This window comes from Flavobacterium sp. (assembly GCF_043780635.1).
Taxonomy (GTDB): Bacteria; Bacteroidota; Bacteroidia; order Flavobacteriales; family Flavobacteriaceae; genus Flavobacterium.
Genome location: NZ_JAYWCK010000115.1, coordinates 1 through 20,025, shown reverse-complemented (window position 1 = coordinate 20,025; position 20,025 = coordinate 1). Strand labels below are relative to the sequence as shown.

Sequence of the window (20,025 nt, the reverse complement as noted above, 5' to 3'; positions counted from 1 at the left end):
TCAAATCTAATTTTTCGGTAACACAGTTTGCCGTTGGACCAGTTTTGATACCAGATGTAGTATATGTTGTTCCATTCCAAAAATAACTGTCGCAAGCTGAAACTATAGTCACATTATCCGATGATGGAGTGATGGTTACTGAAACTGGTATTTTTGCACTTTCACATCCAATAGAACTAGAAGTAACATAATAGGTTTTAGTAGTTAACGCAGTTGTTCCTATCAAAGCACTTCCACCAGTCGCATCAGCATACCATTTTAATGAATTTCCTGTAGCTACTAAATTAGCTACCGATCCAGCATCACAGAAATTTTGTGTATTTGCTGTTGGCGCAACTAATCCTGAGCAGTCATATTCCCATTTCATTGCATCCAAGCCAACATATTCGAAAGTTCCTGTAGTCGTTACGACATATTCATCTATAATTGCATTTGAATTGTTAGCACCTCCATAACTGGTTAAATCAATAAATGTATAACCATTGTTGACCAAAATGTTTGAGTTGAATCCAGTACTTAATGTAGCTGTAAAAACAGTTGAACCACTAAGTTTTCCAGTAATAGTACAAGAACCAGAGCCAGGATTTAAGTCTGATTGGCTTAAAAATAAATAGACTGATTTTAAAAGGAATTTGGTTGCTCCAGCGCTTTTAATTGTAAATGCAACAGGAACTCCTATATCAGCAAAACTCGAATTATCAATATATTTATTGTCAACTGCAGTACCATTCCAACCTGTTCCGGGGAAATTTGCTATGTCAAAAGTCCCTCCTGCTTGTGATGAAATATTAAAAACCTGACTGTTATCTGTAAAGCTGGTGCTGTTATCTATTTCAGTTTCGAAGGTTTCTGTTGTTTGGGCAAAAATAGACTCTACAAAAAGGAATACTATTAATACATATAAGTATTTATTTCTCATTTTTTTATTTTTAATTTGGTGATGGAAATATTCCTTGTAAAGCAATTATGTAAGTCATTGCAATGTAGGGTTGCATTGTGTTTATTGGTGTTGGTAAGGCAGTACCAGCAGCAGTTGTAGCAGTACCCAGCAAAGGAGTATTTGGAACTGCAGCATTATACCCTAGCATAGCGCGTGTTGTAGCATTAACAGTTATTGCTGGAGCAGCAATTGCCGAAGAAGTTGTTGGCACATTTAATGTTGCTGCACTAGAACTTACTATAATAGGTTCGGTATGGCTATGAACGGGCAAATTGGCTTCGGTTAAAGTTGTAGTTTCTGCACCTTGTTTTTCGCCTAAAACAATAGATAATCCATCACCAACAGCAGCTCGACCCCTCAAGTCAGGTAATGCAAATGTAGTTTGTCCATTGCCTCCATAAGTAGTTCCTAAAAGAGAGAATAGTGCCTGGTTTTGGTTAATAGGCAATTCCTGTCCATTGCAAAACGCCCAACCTTTTGGAGCAAAATTTCCTGAAAAAAGTTTAATCTCTCCAAGATAAGGTTGTGCAAAGAGTGTTTTTGTACATAAAAAAAGGACTAGTATTAAAATGTATATTTTTTTCATTATTTTAATTTTTTAGTTGCGTGGTGGGAAAATTCCTTGTAAAGCAATACAGTAAGTTAATGCAAGACAAGGCTGTGTGCTTACGGGTGTTGAACTTCCTGTTGTCGAAGTAGTTACGTTAGACAGTGTTATGTTTGGAACAGCTGTGTTATATCCTGCTACTGGACGAGAAACCCCGTTAAACATTTGTAAAGGTGCAGCAAGAGAAGAGCTTGCAGAAGGCACACTTGATGTTGCCGCACTAGAACTAACTTTAATTGGTGCAACGTGATTGTGTGCAGGTAAATTTTCTGTTGCTAAAGTTGAAGTGCCATCCATTTGACCTAGGTAGATAAGACTTAAACCAGGTCCCTGACCAGGTTGGATAGCCATACTTCCTCTCAGGTCTGGCAAAGCAAAAGTTGTTTGCCCATTTCCTCCGTAAGTTGTTCCCAATAAAGAAAACAGAGCGGTATTTTGACTAATTGACAATAATTGACCTTCACATTTTGCCCACCCTATCGGCGCAAAATTAGTGGGAAAAAGTCTAACCTCGCCAACAAATTGATCTTGTGCAAAAATAGATTTTGCTAACAAAAAGAAAATGATTATTAAGTAGTATTTATTTTTCATATTTTTAATTTAGTTGTTGTTAATTTGGAGAAGGATATATACCGAAAAGAGAAATAATGTAATTCAATCCCAGACGAGGTCTAGAAATACTTACGGGTATTGAATTGCCAACAGTAGATGTGGCAACAGTAGCAATAAGTATGTCAGGAACATTAGAATTATAACTTAAGTTAGGCAAGAAAGTCCTTCCAGAAAATGTTCCTGATGTAGCAATACTTAAAGAAGCAGTTGGAACATTAGTTGTTGCATTCCCATTGTTAACAACAAGTTGCCCTAAATGAGTATGTGAAGGCATATTTGCACTAGACAATGTAATGGCTTCCTGACCACCTGTTTCGCCTAAAGTGCGATTACTTAAACCTGCTCCTTGACCCATTCCTATTGGAACTCTACCTCGAAAATCAGGTAAAGCAAATGTAGATTGACCATCTCCACCATAGGTTGTGCCAATTAAACTAAAAAGCGCATCGTTTTCACTAATAGGTAGTATGCTTCCGTCACAAAATGCCCAACCGGCAGGGGCAAAATTTCCGGCAAATAACCGAATTTCAGCTATGTAAGGTTGTTGTGCAAAAAGTAGCTTTGTAAATAAAAATAAAGCTAATGTTAAAAGTCGAGTTTTTTTCATTTATTTATTTTTTAAGGGGTTATTTGATAAATTAGCTGTTGAATTAATAATTTGAAATCACATAAAAAATTATGCAGATATATATTTAAATGAATATATTCCGAAATATACATTTTTTTTCTATTAGTATCAAAGTTATTAGTGAATATTATGTAATCTTATGGTTAAAAAAATGAATTTAGAATTATCAATGAGATTTGATAAATCGAGTATTTTTTAACTATTTTTGACATAAGCAAAGCAATCAGGAATAGCTAAAAAATCATCAAAATGACTTCAAAAAAATTACTCATTATACTACTAATCCTGTTTTCCTTTTCGGCAAAAGCTTCGTTTATTTTATTGTCAATGGATGAAACGACGCAACAAAATCATCTTAAAGCTTATGGAATTACCTATTGGTGTATTGACAAAAATTACAAAGCCAGTTGGTTACTCAATTACCGTGGGGGTTCTTTTTTATTGGCTGATGCACCCGAAATCCGTAAAGAATGCCAAATTCGAGGCGTGAGTTTTGAAGTGTTGAGCGATGCCGAAACCAATCAAATTCTGGAATTAATTGCCAGTCCTTCTCAAAATATGGAGGCTGTTGTACTAGAAAAAGCACCTAAAGTTGCCGTTTACACGCCTAAAGGGAAACAACCTTGGGACGATGCCGTTACTCTGGTTTTAACCTATGCCGAAATTCCATTTACTCCCATTTATGACGAAGAAGTCCTAAGTGACCAACTAATTCTTTACGATTGGCTTCATTTGCATCACGAAGATTTTACAGGCCAATATGGGAAATTTTACGGTTCCAACAGGAATTCTCCTTGGTACATGGATCAAAAGAAAGATGCCGAAGCTTTGGCAACAAAATTAGGATATAAAAAAGTTTCTGAAGAAAAATTGGCTGTAGCCAAAAAAATCAGAGATTTCGTTATTGGTGGTGGATTTATGTTTGCAATGTGTTCTGCAGCTGATAGTTTTGATATTGCTTTGTCTGCGGATGGAGTCGATATTTGCGAATCTATGTTTGATGGTGATGCAAGTGAACCCAACTATCAATCCAAAATAAATTATGTCAATTCCTTCGCTTTCAAGGATTTTATTTTAGACCGAAAACCGGAGCATTATGAATTCTCGAATATTGATATGACCGAAAAAAGAATGATGATTCCAATGGAGAGAGATTATTTTACCCTGATGGAATTTTCGGCAAAATGGGATCCAATACCTTCTATGCTCTGTCAAAATCACACCCAATTAATAAAAGGATTTATGGGGCAAACAACTGCTTTTGAACCAGCATTTATTAAATCTAATGTGTTGATTATGGGAAGCTGCGAACTCAATGGAGAAGCACGTTACATTCATGGTGAAAAAGGCAAGGGAATGTATACTTTTTATGGCGGACACGATCCAGAAGATTACCAGCATAGAGTAGGTGATCCTGTAACTGTTTTGGATTTACATCCCAATTCGCCGGGCTATCGATTGATTTTGAACAATGTTTTATTTCCTGCAGCTAGAAAGAAAAAACAAAAGACTTAATAAAAATAGTAAAAAAAATAAAATCCCAAAGACCAGAAAAATTCTGGGATTTGGGATTTTTATTTAACACATTGCTTAGTTCTAAATCAATTTGAATTCTTATCAAATTGGTTACAAACTCTTTGAATATGGAATTCCTTTTTAATCTTTTCCATATACTTTTCCATTTGCCTCTTGATTGCCAATCGTTAAATGATAGAGGATTATTCCACGACCTACATCATTAAATTCAACAATTGTATTCTGTCCTTTATCAATGGAAACCTCTCTTTTTGCCAGTAATTGACCTAAAATAGTGAACAATTCTATCTGAGCATTTCCATCTTCAGGTGAAATAATAGACAGATTAAATAATCCTTGATGAGGATTTGGATAAGCTTTTACAGAGAGTTTGTCAACAGCAATTACTTTTGCATTAGTCGATGCGTATTTAGCAGAACTCACCGATGAAATAGATAAGTCATAACAATTAAAAGATAACCCTCCTGTTATTTGCACGTAGTAGGTTGTTCCTATAGTCAATGCATATTGTTTTGATGTTGGAGTTGAACCTGTAGGTATAAGTGCAGGAGTGTTATTGCCGGCAGCATACATATTAAATGTATAATTTACTGTTAGGTGTGAAAGGCTCAATGTATAATTACCAGTTCCTGTAGAAGTAAATTTAAACCAATCTGCGGTATCTGTTGCCAATGCTATTCGGGCATTAATTGTGGTATTAATTGAAATTAATTTAGCTTGGCTCTTACTGTTGTTGCTTTCATATTGATCGCTGCCATTGTCTGTAATTGCTACCACTTTTGAACTGGTACAGCCATTGGCATCTTTTACCCAAACAGTATAGCTACCACTGGAAAGTAATGTAAAATTACCTGATAATTGGTAGGTTCCATTGTCTAGTTTGTATTCATGTGGTGATGTGCCACCACTAGCTGTTGCTGTTATTGTACCTAAACTTCCTCCACAACCTGTGGCATTGGTTTTGACTGTAGTTAACGATAGGTTAGAAGCTGGTTGGGTAATAACATAAGATTTAGTTGCAATACAACCACTTCCAATATCTGTAATAGTTACATTATAATTGGTCCCTGCTCCCAGATTAGAAATATCTTCAGATGTTGATGTTGTACTTCCGGTCCAACTATAAGCAAATCCACTTCCGCTTCCGCCAGAAACCGTAAGGTTGATAGCGCCAGTAAGTGAACCTCTGCATAATACATTTGTAACAACATCACTAACGACTATTGCATTGTAAGTAGGAACACTGGCATTTAGAATTGTTGTACATCCATTATTATCAGTGATTGTCAAGGTATAGCTTCCTGCTGCAAGGCCACTGATATTTTTTTGTGTTGAAGTATAATTTCCTATTCCAGTCCAGCTATATTTTAATGCACCCGAACCTCCGGCCGTTGCTACAGAAATAGCCCCTGTGCTTTGGCCTGAACAAGTACTTTGTACCGTAATTATTGTCGCGGTAAGCAATGCCGGTTGTGCAATTGTTTTTGATACAAATCCAGTACATCCGTTGGAATCTTTAACAGCAATGTTATAAGTTCCTGCTGTAAGGTTGTTGAAACTGAAAGGTAATGTTCCTGGTATGAAAGTTATTCCATCCTTGCTAAATGTAAAAGGAGCAGTACCATTGGCATTGGTAACAGTGATGGTGCCATTGCTTCCGCCAAAACAACTTACATCTGTTACTGAAGCTGCAGGATTAAAGGCTTCTCCTACTGTAAGGGTTATGCTGGCTGTAGTTGAACATCCGTTGTTATCCGTTACAGTAACAGTGTAGGTTCCCACTGGCACATTATTGATGAATGTTGAAGTCGCGCCATTGCTCCATAAATAGGTGTAACCCGGAGTCCCATTCGTAGCGGCAACTGTTGCGTTGTTAGAACAGGCAGTTGAATTGTTATTTATTGTCGCTGTTAATAAAGTGGGTTGAGTTACTTCATAAGAAGCATTAGCTGTACAACCATTAGCATCAGTAACAGTTACAGAATAAGTTCCTGCTGAAAGATCAGAAATCACATCAGTAGTTGCTCCATTGTTCCATAAATATGTATAAGAACCAGTACCACCATCTGCAACGACAAAAGCTGTTCCGGTTGATTCACCAAAACAAAGATTATTAATGCCATCTGCTGTTGCTGTTAATATTGATGGTTCAGTAATGGTAACATCAATTGTTCCGGGGCCATCTGCTTGAGGATCCGTAATATATAGTGTAGAACCATTACCATCAACTAGGGCCAAATGATAGATGCCTGGAGCAAGATCAGTTGGGTCTTCATTATGCGAAACAAAATTGATATCTCCTTCTTTTGTCCACGTATAATTAAATGGAACTTTTCCATAAGTAGTGGTAATATTAATACTTCCATTTGCTGAACCATTGCAGGTTACATCTGTATAGTTGTCTAATGTTATTAAAGTTGGATTACCATCGCATGAATTTGGCACTGGTTGAAAACCTATGGCTGCATCATTATCAGTTCCGTTTGTAAGCCACGGAACAATATCAACTGTTGGTAATGTTAGTTTATTAATGAAATCCTGTGCAGCGGCTGAACCATACCAGTTGCACGAAGCATTTACCGATTGGCTTTGTGTACCATTATTGATGGATAAAATATCGCCTGTAAAACTATTATTGTTTACATTGACTGCTACACCATCAGGTAATTCTCCAAAATTGCCATTTGTATTTTGGATGGCGACTGAATTTGTAAATCCTGAAACTTTATTATTTATAATATTAAAATTCGTTCCAGGTTGCAATCCTGTATGCAAAATCCAAATACCAATTTTATTGTTTGGATTATAATTAGTAACATTAAATTCTATCTCATTTCTTTCAACAACTGCCTGCTTGCTGTTATTCAAAAACCTAATCCCTGATACTGATGCATTTGTTGAGCTGAGAGAACTAAAATCGCCGGTATATGTTAATTTATTATACCTGATGAAAACCTGACTGTTTTGTGTTAAATTATCAAGTGTAGGGGCGATTAAAGCCTGAGGAGCAAAATTGTAACCGGTTACATTTTGATTTATGATGTTTCGTTCAATCCTGGCAATATTTGGTGAACTACCGTCAACACCATTATTTCGGACATAACTTATTACTGGACCACCAGTTGTTTTGGAATCTGTAATTGCATTATCTGTGATGTTAATTTCACAAGGATCTTCTAAATTGTTAGAAGTTACAGCGAAACGGGTGCATTCAATTACTTTATTAAAATCGATAGTTGTCATTTTTGACCTAACTGAGTTTAAAAAAAAGTTCTGACGGTAGGCAGTATTGTTACTCACGTGTAAATTATCTATTCTGTAATCGCCAAAATTCATGTCCGTTTGTGTTCTGTTGGCAATGTCTGAGGAAACTGTAAAGGTGTTATTCAATACCTGTACATTATTAATTCCAGCAACTATGATAGCAGTGTTGCCATTGCTTACTTCTTTTATAAAACGATTTCCAGTAATGAAACAATCGAAAGTAACCAATGGCATTTGAAATTTGCCGTAGATTTGTATTGCCCTATTGTCACTTTTTATTCTGAAAATGTTGTTGGCAATTTTTACATTGTCGAAATCCAATGAATTGTTTGTTTGCTTTACAGCTATATTGGTTAGCGGATCAAATGTCATCCCTTCGATGTTGATATTATTGGCACCAATATCAAAAGAAGTATTTGAAATAATTGTTTCTGCATTTCGGCTACCATTTGCAAGCAACGAGTCACTTAAATCATTTGGAGAAATAAGATAATTGGCACCACGAATCGTTAATGATTTATTAACCGTTCCAGCAGCTGTATAAGTTCCTGCGTCTACATAAATTGTTTCTCCATTTTGCGCTTTGGAAATGGCATAAGGTAGTGTTGCAAAAGGTGCAGCTTTTGTCCCAATATTGTTATTATTACCTATTGCCGAAGTAAATATATCTCCTGTTTTACTATTATCATTTACATAATACGTTTTAAGGGCTGGTTCTTTAATCAATTTATAGGTCCAAAAAGCCCCCCCAGAATTAATACCAAGTAACATTACATTACCGTTTTCTAAAAAAGACACATCATAAGTAATAGAGTTTGGTACGGGAATACTTGGCAATATATAGCCATTTACCGCTTTTGGCAATCCTAAATATGCGCCTGGCCCATTCAAGGTAATTGTCCCTGCATTTTGATTATAAATATAAGTGGCATTAGGGCCATTATGAGGAGCCACAGGTGCTCCACATCGCTCTGAAGCAACACCTTGCCAAGTTTCAAGGTAAGTTTCGGAACCTAAAACATTATTAAAACTTCCGGTTTCATTAAACACATATTTATCATCCATATAGCAGGCTCTGGCTGCTATATCGTTTTGGTTTAAGTACCACCACAAATCTGATCCTGGACTAGGTCCAACTTTTAAAGCTCTCGTTTCTGGAGCTATAATCCAGCTGCCAGCTAGAGAAGTAGTAGAACAATTTTCACTAAATGTTTTGCCCGAATTTGACATAGATACTGATACAATTGCATCAGAATTTATACAGGCTAAATTAGGCGTATTAGAAGCTATGAAATACACTACATTTACATTATTCCCGTTTTTAAGTGAAACAAAAGCTAATGGGTTATCTGAAAGACCAATTACTGTTAGTTTCGAATTCAAGTCTAAATTTTGAGAAGTGATATTGTTATTGTTGCACCAAAAAGTTTCTAAGTTCAAGTTTTGGGACACGTCTATCTGTGAAATATTGTTAATGCCAAAACCAAGTACTTTTAATAATGGGTTCTGGGATACATTTAATTGATTCAATTGATTCCCTCCACATTCTAAAACAGTTAAAGCTTTGTTATTGCTAATATTCAATACTTGAATTTGGTTGTTTTGGCAATATAATTTGGACAAATTTGTGAAACCTTGTATCCCTTCTAAACTTTTTATATTTTTTCCAAATACATTTAATTCTGTAACTGCTTCTGCATCGCTTCTTGAAATAGAAGCATTAATAACGCCGTCTTTATCAATGCCTAAATCGATTAAAGCTTGTTCAAAATTAGGATCTGGAATGATGACTGCCGATTTAATAGAATAATTCAATGTATTGAAATCTAAAGTAATAAGATAGCTCCCTCCTGCAATTGCAATATTATTACCATTTGTATCTAATGATCCATCTGCGCCATTATCACCATAATTAACGGTCCAATCATTATTATTTCTAAATTTAATTTCACCATCACTAAGTGATACAACAGCACTCCATTTATTAGAAATGGCATCGTAGGTGAGTGGCATATCTGGTCCATTCCACCCGTTAGGAGTTGCGGTTCCAACAACTCCCCAATTATCAAGAGGGGTTGGGGTAAATGAATAGGCTTTTGTGATATAATTGTATTTTACATTCCAAAAACCTAGTGTGCCAGTAATGTCTGTTCCAGGCACTGCTGAAACTCCGGTTGGGAAGCCAGGTAAAGCTGAATAACCTGCAGCTGATGCCCAAGTTCCTTCAGTAAATTTAAATCGACCATCACCAACGATTTGAATATTTGTAGCGGTATAAATTCCACCACCATTATTTGTTAACTTTATCACTCCGGCTTCAATCCAATTTCCAAAGGCCGTGCCAGTTAGCCAAACTTTTTTAGCCCCCAATACTCCCTCCGAATTGTCGTATTTAAAAACCTCAAAGCCGCTTGTTCCATTATTCGCGGCAAAGAAAACAGGATTACCTGGTGTTAGCAAGTTCGGGAATGCACCACTAGCACCTGGGTTCATATCCGCTACTATTACAGTATTTGCAGCAGTTCCATCAGTTAACCACAGCTCTGTTCCAGTAGTAGCAGTATTTGCTCTAAAAAGTATTGTGTTATTAGAAAGAACTAAAGAGCTTGGAGAGCTATTAGCAGTACCCGGATTAATGTCTTTTACCAATATTGTTCCAGAAGAACTACCATCACTTTTCCAAAGTTCCGTTCCTGAATCAGCTTTAGTAGCAGAAAAATAAAGAAGTCCATTCCAAAAAATTAACCCTGAGGGATTCGAGTTGGCGGCACCTGGATTAATATCCGCAACCATATTTGTTCCTGCTGCTGTTCCATCAGTTGTCCATAATTCCCTTCCATTGCCATCTAGACCAGCAAAGGCAATATTATCGCCAATTGTTGCTGCGAATTGAGGATAATTATTATTACCTGTTGTTCCTATAGTTTTTACGGATCCTGTTCCAGCAATCGTTCCATCACTTTTCCACAGAACATTTCCCGTTCCGGGTTTTACTATCATCCAATAAAATAAGCCACTGTTAGCAGGCATATACCAACTCGCTACAAATTGATCCAAACCAAAATCTTTAAGTAAATAGGTGCCTGAGGCAGTTCCATCGCATCGCCATAATTGATCAATTCCGGTGCCGGCTCTATCATAAAGATTAAAATATAAAATTCCATTAATAACTTTAAACAAGCCAGTTTCTGGTGCGGTTGTATAACTGCTAAATTCATACACTAAGGAAGTTCCACTTGGTGTTCCATCCGTTCTTCTAATTTGTGTTTTGTTATTGGTGGCGGTCACTCCATAATATACAAATCCGTTCATTTCTGCGAGTTCATATACCGGAACCCGGTTATTTATTGTTGGCTGAAACCTTTCAATTGCAATTGTCCCTGCCTGTGTCCCGTCACTGGACCATATTTCACCATAGTAGGCAGCGTTATCTCCAGCAAAAATTACTTTATTCCCAAGCGCAGTAAGCTTTTCTGCCTTGGTACTAATATAATTGTTGGCTGAAGGAGGAGGGTCAGGAAGATAAGTGAGATTTAATTTGATAGTGCCTCCGGGAGTTCCGTCTGTGCGGTACAAACTTCTGTCGGTAGTCGCACCACCATCGTTTTCATTAAAAAAAGTGTAATTACTCGTTTTAACAATATTTGCAATTGTTCCAGAATTATTTCCAGGAGAAACATCTTTAAGTAATAGTGGATTTTGACAAAAAGCTAGTAAGCCATTAAGAAAAATAACATAGGAAAAGAAAATTTTTTTCATAATAAATAATTTAAATAATGGATACAATCCAAAGGGTTTTTAAATAGGGAAATAACATTAAATATGTAGGAAAAAAAATCTTTGAATTGCTGGGGAGTTAATTCAAAAACTGCAATGAAAATCTTTATTTTTAACAATGATATGTGGGGATTATATCACTAAATAAACTCCTAATTTTATCAGGAATAAATAAAAATAAAAAGTGAATGTAAAAATATTTATTATAAATTATGTTAATTTTTGTAATTATTTTCGTAATAATCGTTTAAACGCATAAAAAATCGTTTAATTGCTAAATTAAACTAATTGCATAACAGTTAGAGGATTATAATTTTATATTTAATAGTAGCTTTACTATTTTGGCATATTTTTGGAGGATAATCATAAAAAAAAAGCTACTTGCTACAGTAGCTCTTAAAAACTAACTTGTTCTGAAATAAGTCGCCACAAACGCACTTATTTCAGAAAGGAACAGGAAATAGATTCTAAATCTACTTATTATTTTCTATCACATAATTCAAAACCTTCGTCATTAAATGAACGCGATCTTTGCCTGTGACATTGTGTTTGTGCATTGGGTAAGCAAAAAAGTCCACTTGTTTTTCGGCCTCAATAAACTTTTTGAGTAAGGCAAAATTGTTTTGCATCACAACAGTATCATCGCTGGTTCCGTGAATTAAAAGCAATTTCCCTTTTAAATTATTCACGTAATTCAAGGTGCTGGCTTCGTCAAAACCCTTTTGATTTTCCGCAGGCGTGTCCATATAACGTTCGCCGTACATCACTTCATAATATTTCCAATCGGTTACTGGTCCGCCGGCAACGCCTACTTTAAAAACATCTGGTTTTCGCAACATTATGGATGTGGTCATAAATCCACCAAAACTCCAACCGTGAATTGCCAAGCGATTTCCATCAACATATGGCAAGGATTTCAAATAATCAACACCTTTCATTTGGTCGTCGATTTCGTTTACGCCCAATCTACCGTGAATCACGCTTTCAAACGCAAAACCACGATTGTCAGAACCGCGATTGTCAATAGTGAAAACTAAATAACCTTGTTCCGCCATCCAATACATCCAAAGATTGGCGCCATCTAAATAGGAATTGGTAATCATTTGAGCGTGCGGTCCACCATAAAGATAGACAAAAACCGGATATTTTTTTGTTGGGTCAAAGTTGCTCGGTTTGATTAATCGAGTGTACAAATCAGTTGTTCCGTCAGCAGATTTTATGATTTTGATTTCGGCAGCTCCCATTTGGTAATCAGCATATTTATTGTCGCTTACCAAGAGAGTTTTAGCTTTTAGATTTTTATTGTATAGCAGCGATACAGAAGGTGTCAAATGATTGGAATATTCATCAAAGAAATAACTACCATCAAAATTTGGAATACAATTATGAACGCCTTGCTCTTTGGTAATCAACGTTTGGTTTCCTTTTAAATCTACTTTGTAGACCAACATATTGGTTGGATTTTCACCTGTCGATTTAAAGTAAATTTCAGTTCCAGCGGAATTACTTCCAATAATTTCTCGAACTGGAAATTTATTATTAGTCAATTGTTTGATTAATTTTCCTTCGATGGAATAATAATACAAGGTATCGAAACCATCTTTTTCGCTTATCCAAACTAAATTATTGGACTTGTTACTTGGAAAAAAAGCATCATGTTCAGGTTCCACCCATTTGTCATTTTTTTCATTGAGAATGGTTCTTACAAAAGTTCCGGTTTGGGCATCATAAACATTAAGGGACATATCATTTTGACCACGATTAAGTTCAGCAATCAAAACATATTTTTCGTCTGGTGTCCAAGAAAGATTGGTTAAATAATCATCTTGATTTCCTCTTGGCGAAATGTAAACGGTTTTTTGGCTTGCCAAATTGTAAATTCCTACTCTTGGTTTCTCGCTTTTCTGACCAATCATGGGGTATTTTATGCTGACTAATTTACCTGGAGTTTCGTTGATGTCCAGCAAAGGATAATCGGCAACTTCAGTTTGGTCTTTTTGATAGAAAGCTAAATACTTGGATTTTGGTGACCAAAAAATCCCATTACTGATTCCAAATTCACTTCTGGCAAAAAATTGTCCTGAAACAATGGCTTCATTAGTTTCATTAGTAACTACGATTTTTTCCTTGTTTTTATTCAGAAAACACAAATTGTTTTTCTCGGTAAAAGCCAGATTTTGTTTGGCTGAATCAAAAGTTGGGTTTTCTGCTGTTTTTGGAGTTTCCTGAATGTTTGTTCCAGATTTGGTTGCCAATGAAAAAGTGAAGTATTTTGTTCCTTCAGTTACTAAAATCGTGTTGGCATCAATCCAAGTAATTCCTGAAAGACTTTTAAGAGTTGTGGCTAATGATTTGTTGATTTCCTCCAAAGTAAGCAAGTCTTTAACTTTGTTGTCCGTTGAGTTTGCGGAAATCATTTTAGTTATCTTATTAGTGAAATACACATAATTATTAGTATTTGGAATCCACTGAAACCCCGATAATTTATCGGCTCTAAATTCTCGGCTTTGTCCTAAAACACCTTGTTCGAGCGTTATTTTTTTGCTTTGGCCAAATGAGGAAATTGCGATAATACAACTTAAGGCCAGAATTAAAATTTTGTTCATATATGTAGGTTTTTAAATGTGGTATAAAAGTACAAAAAGGATGATAATTACAGACTTTTATCAATCTATAATTAGCATCCTTTGGGACAATAAAAAAAGGGAAATTAAACTAAACCCTGCTCATTTTCTTTGTCTAAATATTCCTGAACAATATCTATGGCATTCGTCACCACATCGCTTAAAGCGGTAATAAAACTACCCTCTTCAGCGCTATCAATGGCGTGTCTAATTGCTTCTGTTTCTTTTGGAATAATTTCATAAGTTACAGTTTTACCTGAATTTTTAATTCCTTCCAGTATTAATTCAATGATTTCTTCTTCGGTTCTTCCTCTCAAATATTTTTCTTGTCGAATGATAATGTGGTCAAACATTCTGGCAGCAATACTTGCACATTCTTTGATGTCTTCATCACGACGGTCACCAACACCAGCAATGATTCCAATTTTCTTTGTAGCTTCTACACTCTGTAAAAACTCTTCAACTCCTCTGTAACCGGAAGCATTGTGTGCAAAATCAATTAAAACCTTGAATTTTTTGAATTCAAAAATATTCATTCTTCCAGGAGTTTGAGCTGCACTTGGAATAAATGTTTGCAATGATAAGCTAATATCTTCGGTTTTAAACCCCCACAAATAACTAGCTAATGTTGCCGCAAGAACATTGGCAATCATAAATTTTGCTTTACCACCATGTGTTAATGGAACGTGTGTAGCACGTTCGATTCGGATTTTCCATTCCCCTTTTTTGATCGTAATATATCCGTTTTCATAAACGGCAACCGTTTTCCCTTCGGCACATAATTTTTTGATTAACGGATTTTCTTCGGTCAAACTAAAATAGGCAACTTTACAACTTAGTTCGGAGCCAATTTTTATACAATGTTCATCTTCAGCATTTAAAATTGCCCATCCGTCTTTTTTGATGCTTTTCACCACGGTACTTTTTACGCGAGCCAAATCATCAAGAGTGTGAATATCATTTAGTCCCAAATGGTCTTCTTGAATATTCGTAATTATTCCTATATCACAACGGCTGAAGCCAAGACCGGAGCGCAAAATTCCACCACGGGCAGTTTCTAAAACGGCAAATTCTACGGTTGGATCTCTCAAAACATATTCGGCACTTTGTGGACCGGTAGTATCTCCTTTTTCCATCATATGGTTTTGGATGTAAATCCCATCTGATGTGGTGAAACCCACTTTATAACCATTATTTTTTACAATATGGGCCAGAAGTCGGGTAGTAGTTGTTTTTCCATTAGTTCCCGTAACTGCAATAATTGGTATGCGACAAGTTTTTCCCGGAGGATAAAGCATATCAATAACTGGTGCGGCCACATTTCGTGGTAATCCTTCAGAAGGAGCAAGGTGCATCCTGAAACCTGGAGCTGCATTGACTTCGAGAATAACGCCTCCATTTTCTTTTAGTGGTTGTGTTAAATTTTCGGCCATTATATCAACGCCACAAATGTCTAATCCTATGACTCTTGAAATTCTTTCGGCAAGAAATATATTTTCCGGATGCAACATATCGGTGATATCAACAGAAGTTCCGCCAGTACTTAAATTGGCTGTCGATTTTAGATAAACTATTTCGCCATTTTTTGGAATAGTTTCCAAGGTGTAATTTAGTTTTTCCAATAAATCTTCGGTATCTCGATCAACATCTATTTGAGTCAGAACATTTTCGTGACCATAACCACGCCTTGGATCAAGATTAGTTTTGTCTATTAATTCTCGAATAGTATTGTGGTCATCACCAACAACATGAGCAGGGACACGTTTTGCAGCTGCGACAAGTTTATTATCAATTACTAATATTCTGAAATCAAAACCTGTAATGAATTTTTCTACTATGATACGATTGCTGTATTTTTTGGCGAAAGCCAAACCTGATACAGCATCTTCCCAATTTGTTACATTAATTGATGCACCTTTTCCGTGATTTCCATCCAATGGTTTCAAGACAATCGGGTAGCCAATTTTTTCTATGGTTTCTACCAAATCTTCTTCATCAACGCAAATACTTCCATTGGCAACAGGAATCGAAGCCATATCAAGCATTTTTTTGGTCAATTCTTTGTTGCACGCCATATCTACGGCAATGCTGCTGGTTTTACAAGTTATGGTTGCTTGAAACCGCATTTGATTTACTCCGTAGCCCAATTGTACTAAGGAATTTGTCCCTAATCGTATCCAGGGAATATCTCTGTTCACAGCTTCTTCGACGATACTTCCAGTGCTTGGTCCAAGTCGAACACGTTCCCGAATTTCACGCATTTTTTGTAAATCGGTATCCAAATCATAGGGAACTCCTTTTATTAATGCCTCGGCAATGGCAACTGCACTTTCGGCAGCAAAAAGCCCAACATTTTCTTCAGTATAACTAAAAACAACATTGTAGATTCCAGGAGTTTTGGTTTCTCTTGTTCTCCCAAAACCCGTATCCATTCCTGCCAATGTTTGGATTTCAAGTGCAATATGCTCAATAACATGACCCATCCAGGTTCCTTTTTCCAACCGCATAAAAAATCCGCCACGACAACCTTCAGAGCAGCGATGTTCAATCATTGTTGGGAACATGGTTTCTAATCGGTCTTTAAATCCATCTATTTTATTTGTGGGAGATTGTTCCATTTCCTCTAAATCCAAACGCATTTGGATTAATTTTTTTCTTTGAATGCTCCAAATATTTGGACCACGAAGCGCTTGTATTTTTAATATTTTCATAAAACAGAAAGTTTAATAATAGGATAATGAATTGACAGCAATGTTGTTAAATATTCATTTTAAAAATTTTAATAAAGATGTTTGGGGGTTTTTATCAAAAAAAGTGAATATAATTCAACTAAGTTAGATTTTTAAAGTTTGTTATCAAAATTTATCGGGTTTAAAATTATGAACCTTCATTGGTTATAAATTATTTGAAAAAAAACAAGACTTCAATTGCTCACTTTATGTTTTTAGTTATTTTTACCAAATGAACATACTTGGAAAACTAATAATAATAGGCGGTGCTGTCGACAAAGGAAGTTTTACTGAAACTGATTTTGATAATAGCGCTGCAAAGAACCTGAATTTTTTTGAAACTGGAATTTTAAAAAGAATTATTAACGAGTCAAAACACAAAGAACTATCTCGAATTGAAGTGGTTACGACAGCTTCTAAAATCCCAAAAGAGATTGGTCCTGAATATGTTAAAGCATTAAGTTATTTGGGTGCAAATAATGTTGATATTTTAGATATTGTTAGAAGAGAAGAGGCTTCAGTTCCAGAAATTTTAGAACGATTAAAAGCGGCTGATGTGGTTATGTTTACCGGTGGTGATCAATTGAGACTGACTTCTATTCTTGGCGGAACTCCTTTTCATGATATTCTTTTGGAAAAATATAGAAATGAAGATTTTATTTATGCTGGAACTTCGGCAGGAGCAGCCGCAGCTTCTAATAATATGATTTATCAAGGAAGCAGTTCAGAAGCATTATTGAAAGGTGAAGTGAAAATTACTAGTGGTTTAGGATTTATTGACGATGTGGTTATTGACACGCATTTTGTGCAGCGAGGCAGAATCGGAAGATTGTTTCAAGCTGTTGTTGGTAATCCAAAAGTACTAGGAATTGGACTTGGAGAAGATACAGGCTTGCTCATTACCAATGGAAGACAAATGGAAGCCATAGGTTCTGGACTGGTGATTCTTGTTGATGGACGCGAGATTAAAGATACGAATTTAACAGAAGTCGAATTAGGACAACCCATTTCAATCTCACATCTAGTAACCCACGTGATGAGCAAATATGACACTTTCGATCTCGATACGTATAAAATGACCATCAAGTCTTCGCAATATGTTTAAATAAGTCTTAGGTTTCGGGTTCCAGGTTTAAGTTCAAAAAATTCCAAAAACCCAAAACCTAAGACCCAACACCCAATAAATGAAACTAATTATCCACGGTGGTTTTTTCTCGGAATCATCTACCAATCAAGAGACTAAAGTAGCGAAGCAACAATCTTTAGAAAGAATTGTAAAAGATTCTTATGAGTTTTTGAAAACACATTCGGCTGTAGAAACAGTGGTTTTTGCAGTTTCACTTTTGGAGGATGATGAATTGTTTAATGCTGGCCTGGGTTCTCAAATTCAAAATGATGGAAAAATCCGGATGACTGCAGCTTTGATGGATGGTGTAACCCAGAAAATGAGTGGAGTAATCAATATTGAAGAAGTGAAAAATCCCATTCAGGTTGCGAAAGTTTTATTGAATTATGATGATAGAATTCTTGGGGGAAGTGGCGCAACTAACTTTGCCAGGAGAAATGGTTTTGAAAAATTCTCAACAGAAATACCACAGCGCCGACAAGAATATGAAGCAAAACTTAAAGCTTCAGGAACGGGAACTGTGGGTTGTGTAGCTTTGGACAAAAATGGAAAACTGGCCGTAGCAACTTCAACAGGAGGAAAGGGTTTTGAAATTCCTGGAAGAATATCTGACTCGGCCACAGTTGCTGGGAATTATGCTAACGAATTTTGTGCCGTAAGTTTGACTGGCGTTGGCGAAGATATTGTAAGCAATGCAACTGCAGCCAAGATTGTAACTCGTGTTACTGATGGATTTTCGCTTCAAGATGCTTTCACCAAAACTTTCAACGAATTAAGGCCTTATGATGGTTTTGCAGGAGCAATTGCCATTGATAAAGACGGAAATATGTTTCATCAGGATTCTCATCCCAGTATGGTTTTTGCGAGTTTTGACGGGGAGATTTTTGAGGTTTTTCAGTAATTACACTATTTGGTAACTATATTGTAGTCCAATCGTTCTAGTATAATGCCGCTGTATATTTCATTTAGTTCAATTTTTATTGGACTAATTTGAAATAACTAGCGGTATTAATTCAAGGAAAATCCCAACCAAATAGGAATATGATCTGAAATCATTCTGGCTTCTTGCAAGGTATTGAAATTTTTGTAGAAAGGAATAATTCCCACATTTTTAACGCTGATTTTTGAGGCATTGTAAAACATATTATCAAATTCCGAAGCAAGGCAATTCCCATTTTTAAACTCTTTTTTCAAAGACGTTTTCTGATTGATCAAAATAGATTGATACCCCATTTTCTTCAAAGGATTAAAAACGGTATGCGATTGCGGACAGTTGAAATCACCCACAAAGATCAAATTAAGATTGGGATATTCCTCTGGCAGGAATTTAAAATATTTAATCTCCGTTTCGGGTTGTCTATTTTTAGTTATTGCGTGAAAATTAGCCACTGTAAATTGTTTGTTCTCATACTGAAAAGTACAGAAATAAGGTTCTCGGTCTATTTCTAAATGGTATTTCTTTTCGAGCCAAGCTTTTCCTATTTTCTTGATTTTGCTAGTTTTCCAGAGAAAAGCATAACGCTCGGTTTTGTAGGCACTACTGCTCGTTGGGTCACTGACGACATAATCCCATTTGGCTCCTTTCCGGCTGAGTTCGTCAACTAGTTTGGCTACAGCTTGCGCACCACCATCACCTGCAACGACTTCTTGAATGGCAACAATATCATAATCTCTCAAGGTATTGGCGATATAGTTTATTGTTACTTCAGATTTTGATTTTCCGAAGTTTTCGAGGTTCCAGGAAAGGAGTTTAGTTTGGGAAAATAATGAAGAGGTGAACAATAAAAGGAATAAGAATATTTTTTTCATTTACTGTTTCTTGATGTCTTATGGATTGCTAAAGTTGTTAATAAACCAATACCAACAATTAGATCAACAACATTCCAAATTGTTCTACACAATGCAATTTTTGCAAATGGTTGAATTAAAATTACTAATCCAATATAAAGAAATATTTCATTCTTGTTGTTTTGTTCATTGGCAGAATAAGCTAAATATGCAAATCCTAGCATTGAAGCAAATCGAACAAACTGGTAATAACTGTAGGGCAAGTCTGCAGGGCAGAGAAACAAAAGAATTGATATAACCCGTTGGGTGTAATTAAATTATTTGATTTTTGATATTGTTTATTGGTCTGTCAAAGATAAATTTATTGACATATTGAACTAAAGTTAATGCCGTT

General features: G+C 35.9%; 12 protein-coding genes. 3 read left to right on the top strand and 9 right to left on the bottom strand.

Annotation, left to right across the window (positions count from 1 at the left end; translation table 11 throughout):
• From ACH2BV_RS10415 to ACH2BV_RS10400, 4 genes are all read right to left on the bottom strand, one after another.
• The coding region (locus ACH2BV_RS10415) for a hypothetical protein (protein WP_395050662.1) at positions 1-919 on the bottom strand (919 nt) is incomplete at its 3' end.
• A 10-nt stretch (positions 920-929) separates the two neighbouring features.
• On the bottom strand, positions 930-1,526 hold the full coding sequence (locus ACH2BV_RS10410) for a phage tail protein (protein ID WP_395050661.1): 597 nt from the start codon (positions 1,524-1,526) through the stop codon (positions 930-932).
• Between the two features lie 12 nt (positions 1,527-1,538).
• Positions 1,539-2,138 (bottom strand): phage tail protein, encoded by a 600-nt coding sequence (locus ACH2BV_RS10405; RefSeq protein WP_395050660.1) that lies wholly within the window; start codon positions 2,136-2,138, stop codon positions 1,539-1,541.
• A 19-nt stretch (positions 2,139-2,157) separates the two neighbouring features.
• A complete protein-coding gene (locus ACH2BV_RS10400; RefSeq protein WP_395050659.1) occupies positions 2,158-2,766 on the bottom strand; it encodes a phage tail protein in 609 nt (202 codons plus the stop codon).
• Between the two features lie 270 nt (positions 2,767-3,036).
• Here ACH2BV_RS10400 and ACH2BV_RS10395 point away from each other — a divergent pair, with 270 nt between their 5' ends.
• Positions 3,037-4,302: an asparagine synthetase B gene (locus ACH2BV_RS10395; protein ID WP_395050658.1), complete on the top strand. Its 1,266-nt coding sequence runs from the start codon at positions 3,037-3,039 to the stop codon at positions 4,300-4,302.
• A 141-nt stretch (positions 4,303-4,443) separates the two neighbouring features.
• Here the strand turns inward: ACH2BV_RS10395 and ACH2BV_RS10390 are convergent, their stop codons facing one another.
• The 3 genes from ACH2BV_RS10390 to cphA all read right to left on the bottom strand — a co-directional run bounded on the left by ACH2BV_RS10390 (position 4,444) and on the right by cphA (position 16,699).
• Positions 4,444-11,346, bottom strand: a complete 6,903-nt coding sequence (locus ACH2BV_RS10390; protein ID WP_395050657.1) for an ELWxxDGT repeat protein — start codon at positions 11,344-11,346, stop codon at positions 4,444-4,446.
• Positions 11,347-11,837: 491 nt separating this feature from the next.
• On the bottom strand, positions 11,838-13,970 hold the full coding sequence (locus tag ACH2BV_RS10385) for a DPP IV N-terminal domain-containing protein (RefSeq protein WP_395050656.1): 2,133 nt from the start codon (positions 13,968-13,970) through the stop codon (positions 11,838-11,840).
• Positions 13,971-14,074: 104 nt separating this feature from the next.
• A complete protein-coding gene (gene cphA, locus ACH2BV_RS10380) occupies positions 14,075-16,699 on the bottom strand; it encodes a cyanophycin synthetase (protein WP_395050655.1) in 2,625 nt (874 codons plus the stop codon).
• A gap of 250 nt (positions 16,700-16,949) precedes the next feature.
• Here cphA and ACH2BV_RS10375 point away from each other — a divergent pair, with 250 nt between their 5' ends.
• Positions 16,950-17,822, top strand: coding sequence for a cyanophycinase (locus ACH2BV_RS10375; RefSeq protein ID WP_395050654.1), 873 nt, complete (start codon positions 16,950-16,952; stop codon positions 17,820-17,822).
• A 79-nt stretch (positions 17,823-17,901) separates the two neighbouring features.
• Positions 17,902-18,744 carry an isoaspartyl peptidase/L-asparaginase gene (locus ACH2BV_RS10370; RefSeq protein WP_395050653.1) on the top strand — a complete coding sequence of 281 codons (843 nt, stop codon included), beginning with the start codon at positions 17,902-17,904 and terminating at the stop codon, positions 18,742-18,744.
• Positions 18,745-18,851: 107 nt separating this feature from the next.
• Here the strand turns inward: ACH2BV_RS10370 and ACH2BV_RS10365 are convergent, their stop codons facing one another.
• A complete protein-coding gene (locus ACH2BV_RS10365; RefSeq protein ID WP_395050652.1) occupies positions 18,852-19,652 on the bottom strand; it encodes an endonuclease/exonuclease/phosphatase family protein in 801 nt (266 codons plus the stop codon).
• Entirely contained in the window at positions 19,649-19,921 is a 273-nt protein-coding gene (locus ACH2BV_RS10360; RefSeq protein WP_395050663.1) for a DUF6804 family protein, read from the bottom strand. Before ACH2BV_RS10360 ends, ACH2BV_RS10365 begins: the two co-directional genes overlap by 4 nt.
• Between the last annotated feature and the right edge of the window lie 104 nt (positions 19,922-20,025).

Bases quoted from the DNA above. Each gene is read 5' to 3' on its own strand.
- ACH2BV_RS10370 (WP_395050653.1), top strand. From the start codon at position 17,902: ATGAAACTAATTATCCACGGTGGTTTTTTCTCGGAATCATCTACCAAT.
- ACH2BV_RS10400 (WP_395050659.1), bottom strand. From the start codon at position 2,766: ATGAAAAAAACTCGACTTTTAACATTAGCTTTATTTTTATTTACAAAG.
- ACH2BV_RS10410 (WP_395050661.1), bottom strand. From the start codon at position 1,526: ATGAAAAAAATATACATTTTAATACTAGTCCTTTTTTTATGTACAAAA.
- ACH2BV_RS10385 (WP_395050656.1), bottom strand. From the start codon at position 13,970: ATGAACAAAATTTTAATTCTGGCCTTAAGTTGTATTATCGCAATTTCC.
- ACH2BV_RS10390 (WP_395050657.1), bottom strand. From the start codon at position 11,346: ATGAAAAAAATTTTCTTTTCCTATGTTATTTTTCTTAATGGCTTACTA.
- ACH2BV_RS10365 (WP_395050652.1), bottom strand. From the start codon at position 19,652: ATGAAAAAAATATTCTTATTCCTTTTATTGTTCACCTCTTCATTATTT.
- cphA (WP_395050655.1), bottom strand. From the start codon at position 16,699: ATGAAAATATTAAAAATACAAGCGCTTCGTGGTCCAAATATTTGGAGC.
- ACH2BV_RS10405 (WP_395050660.1), bottom strand. From the start codon at position 2,138: ATGAAAAATAAATACTACTTAATAATCATTTTCTTTTTGTTAGCAAAA.
- ACH2BV_RS10375 (WP_395050654.1), top strand. From the start codon at position 16,950: ATGAACATACTTGGAAAACTAATAATAATAGGCGGTGCTGTCGACAAA.
- ACH2BV_RS10395 (WP_395050658.1), top strand. From the start codon at position 3,037: ATGACTTCAAAAAAATTACTCATTATACTACTAATCCTGTTTTCCTTT.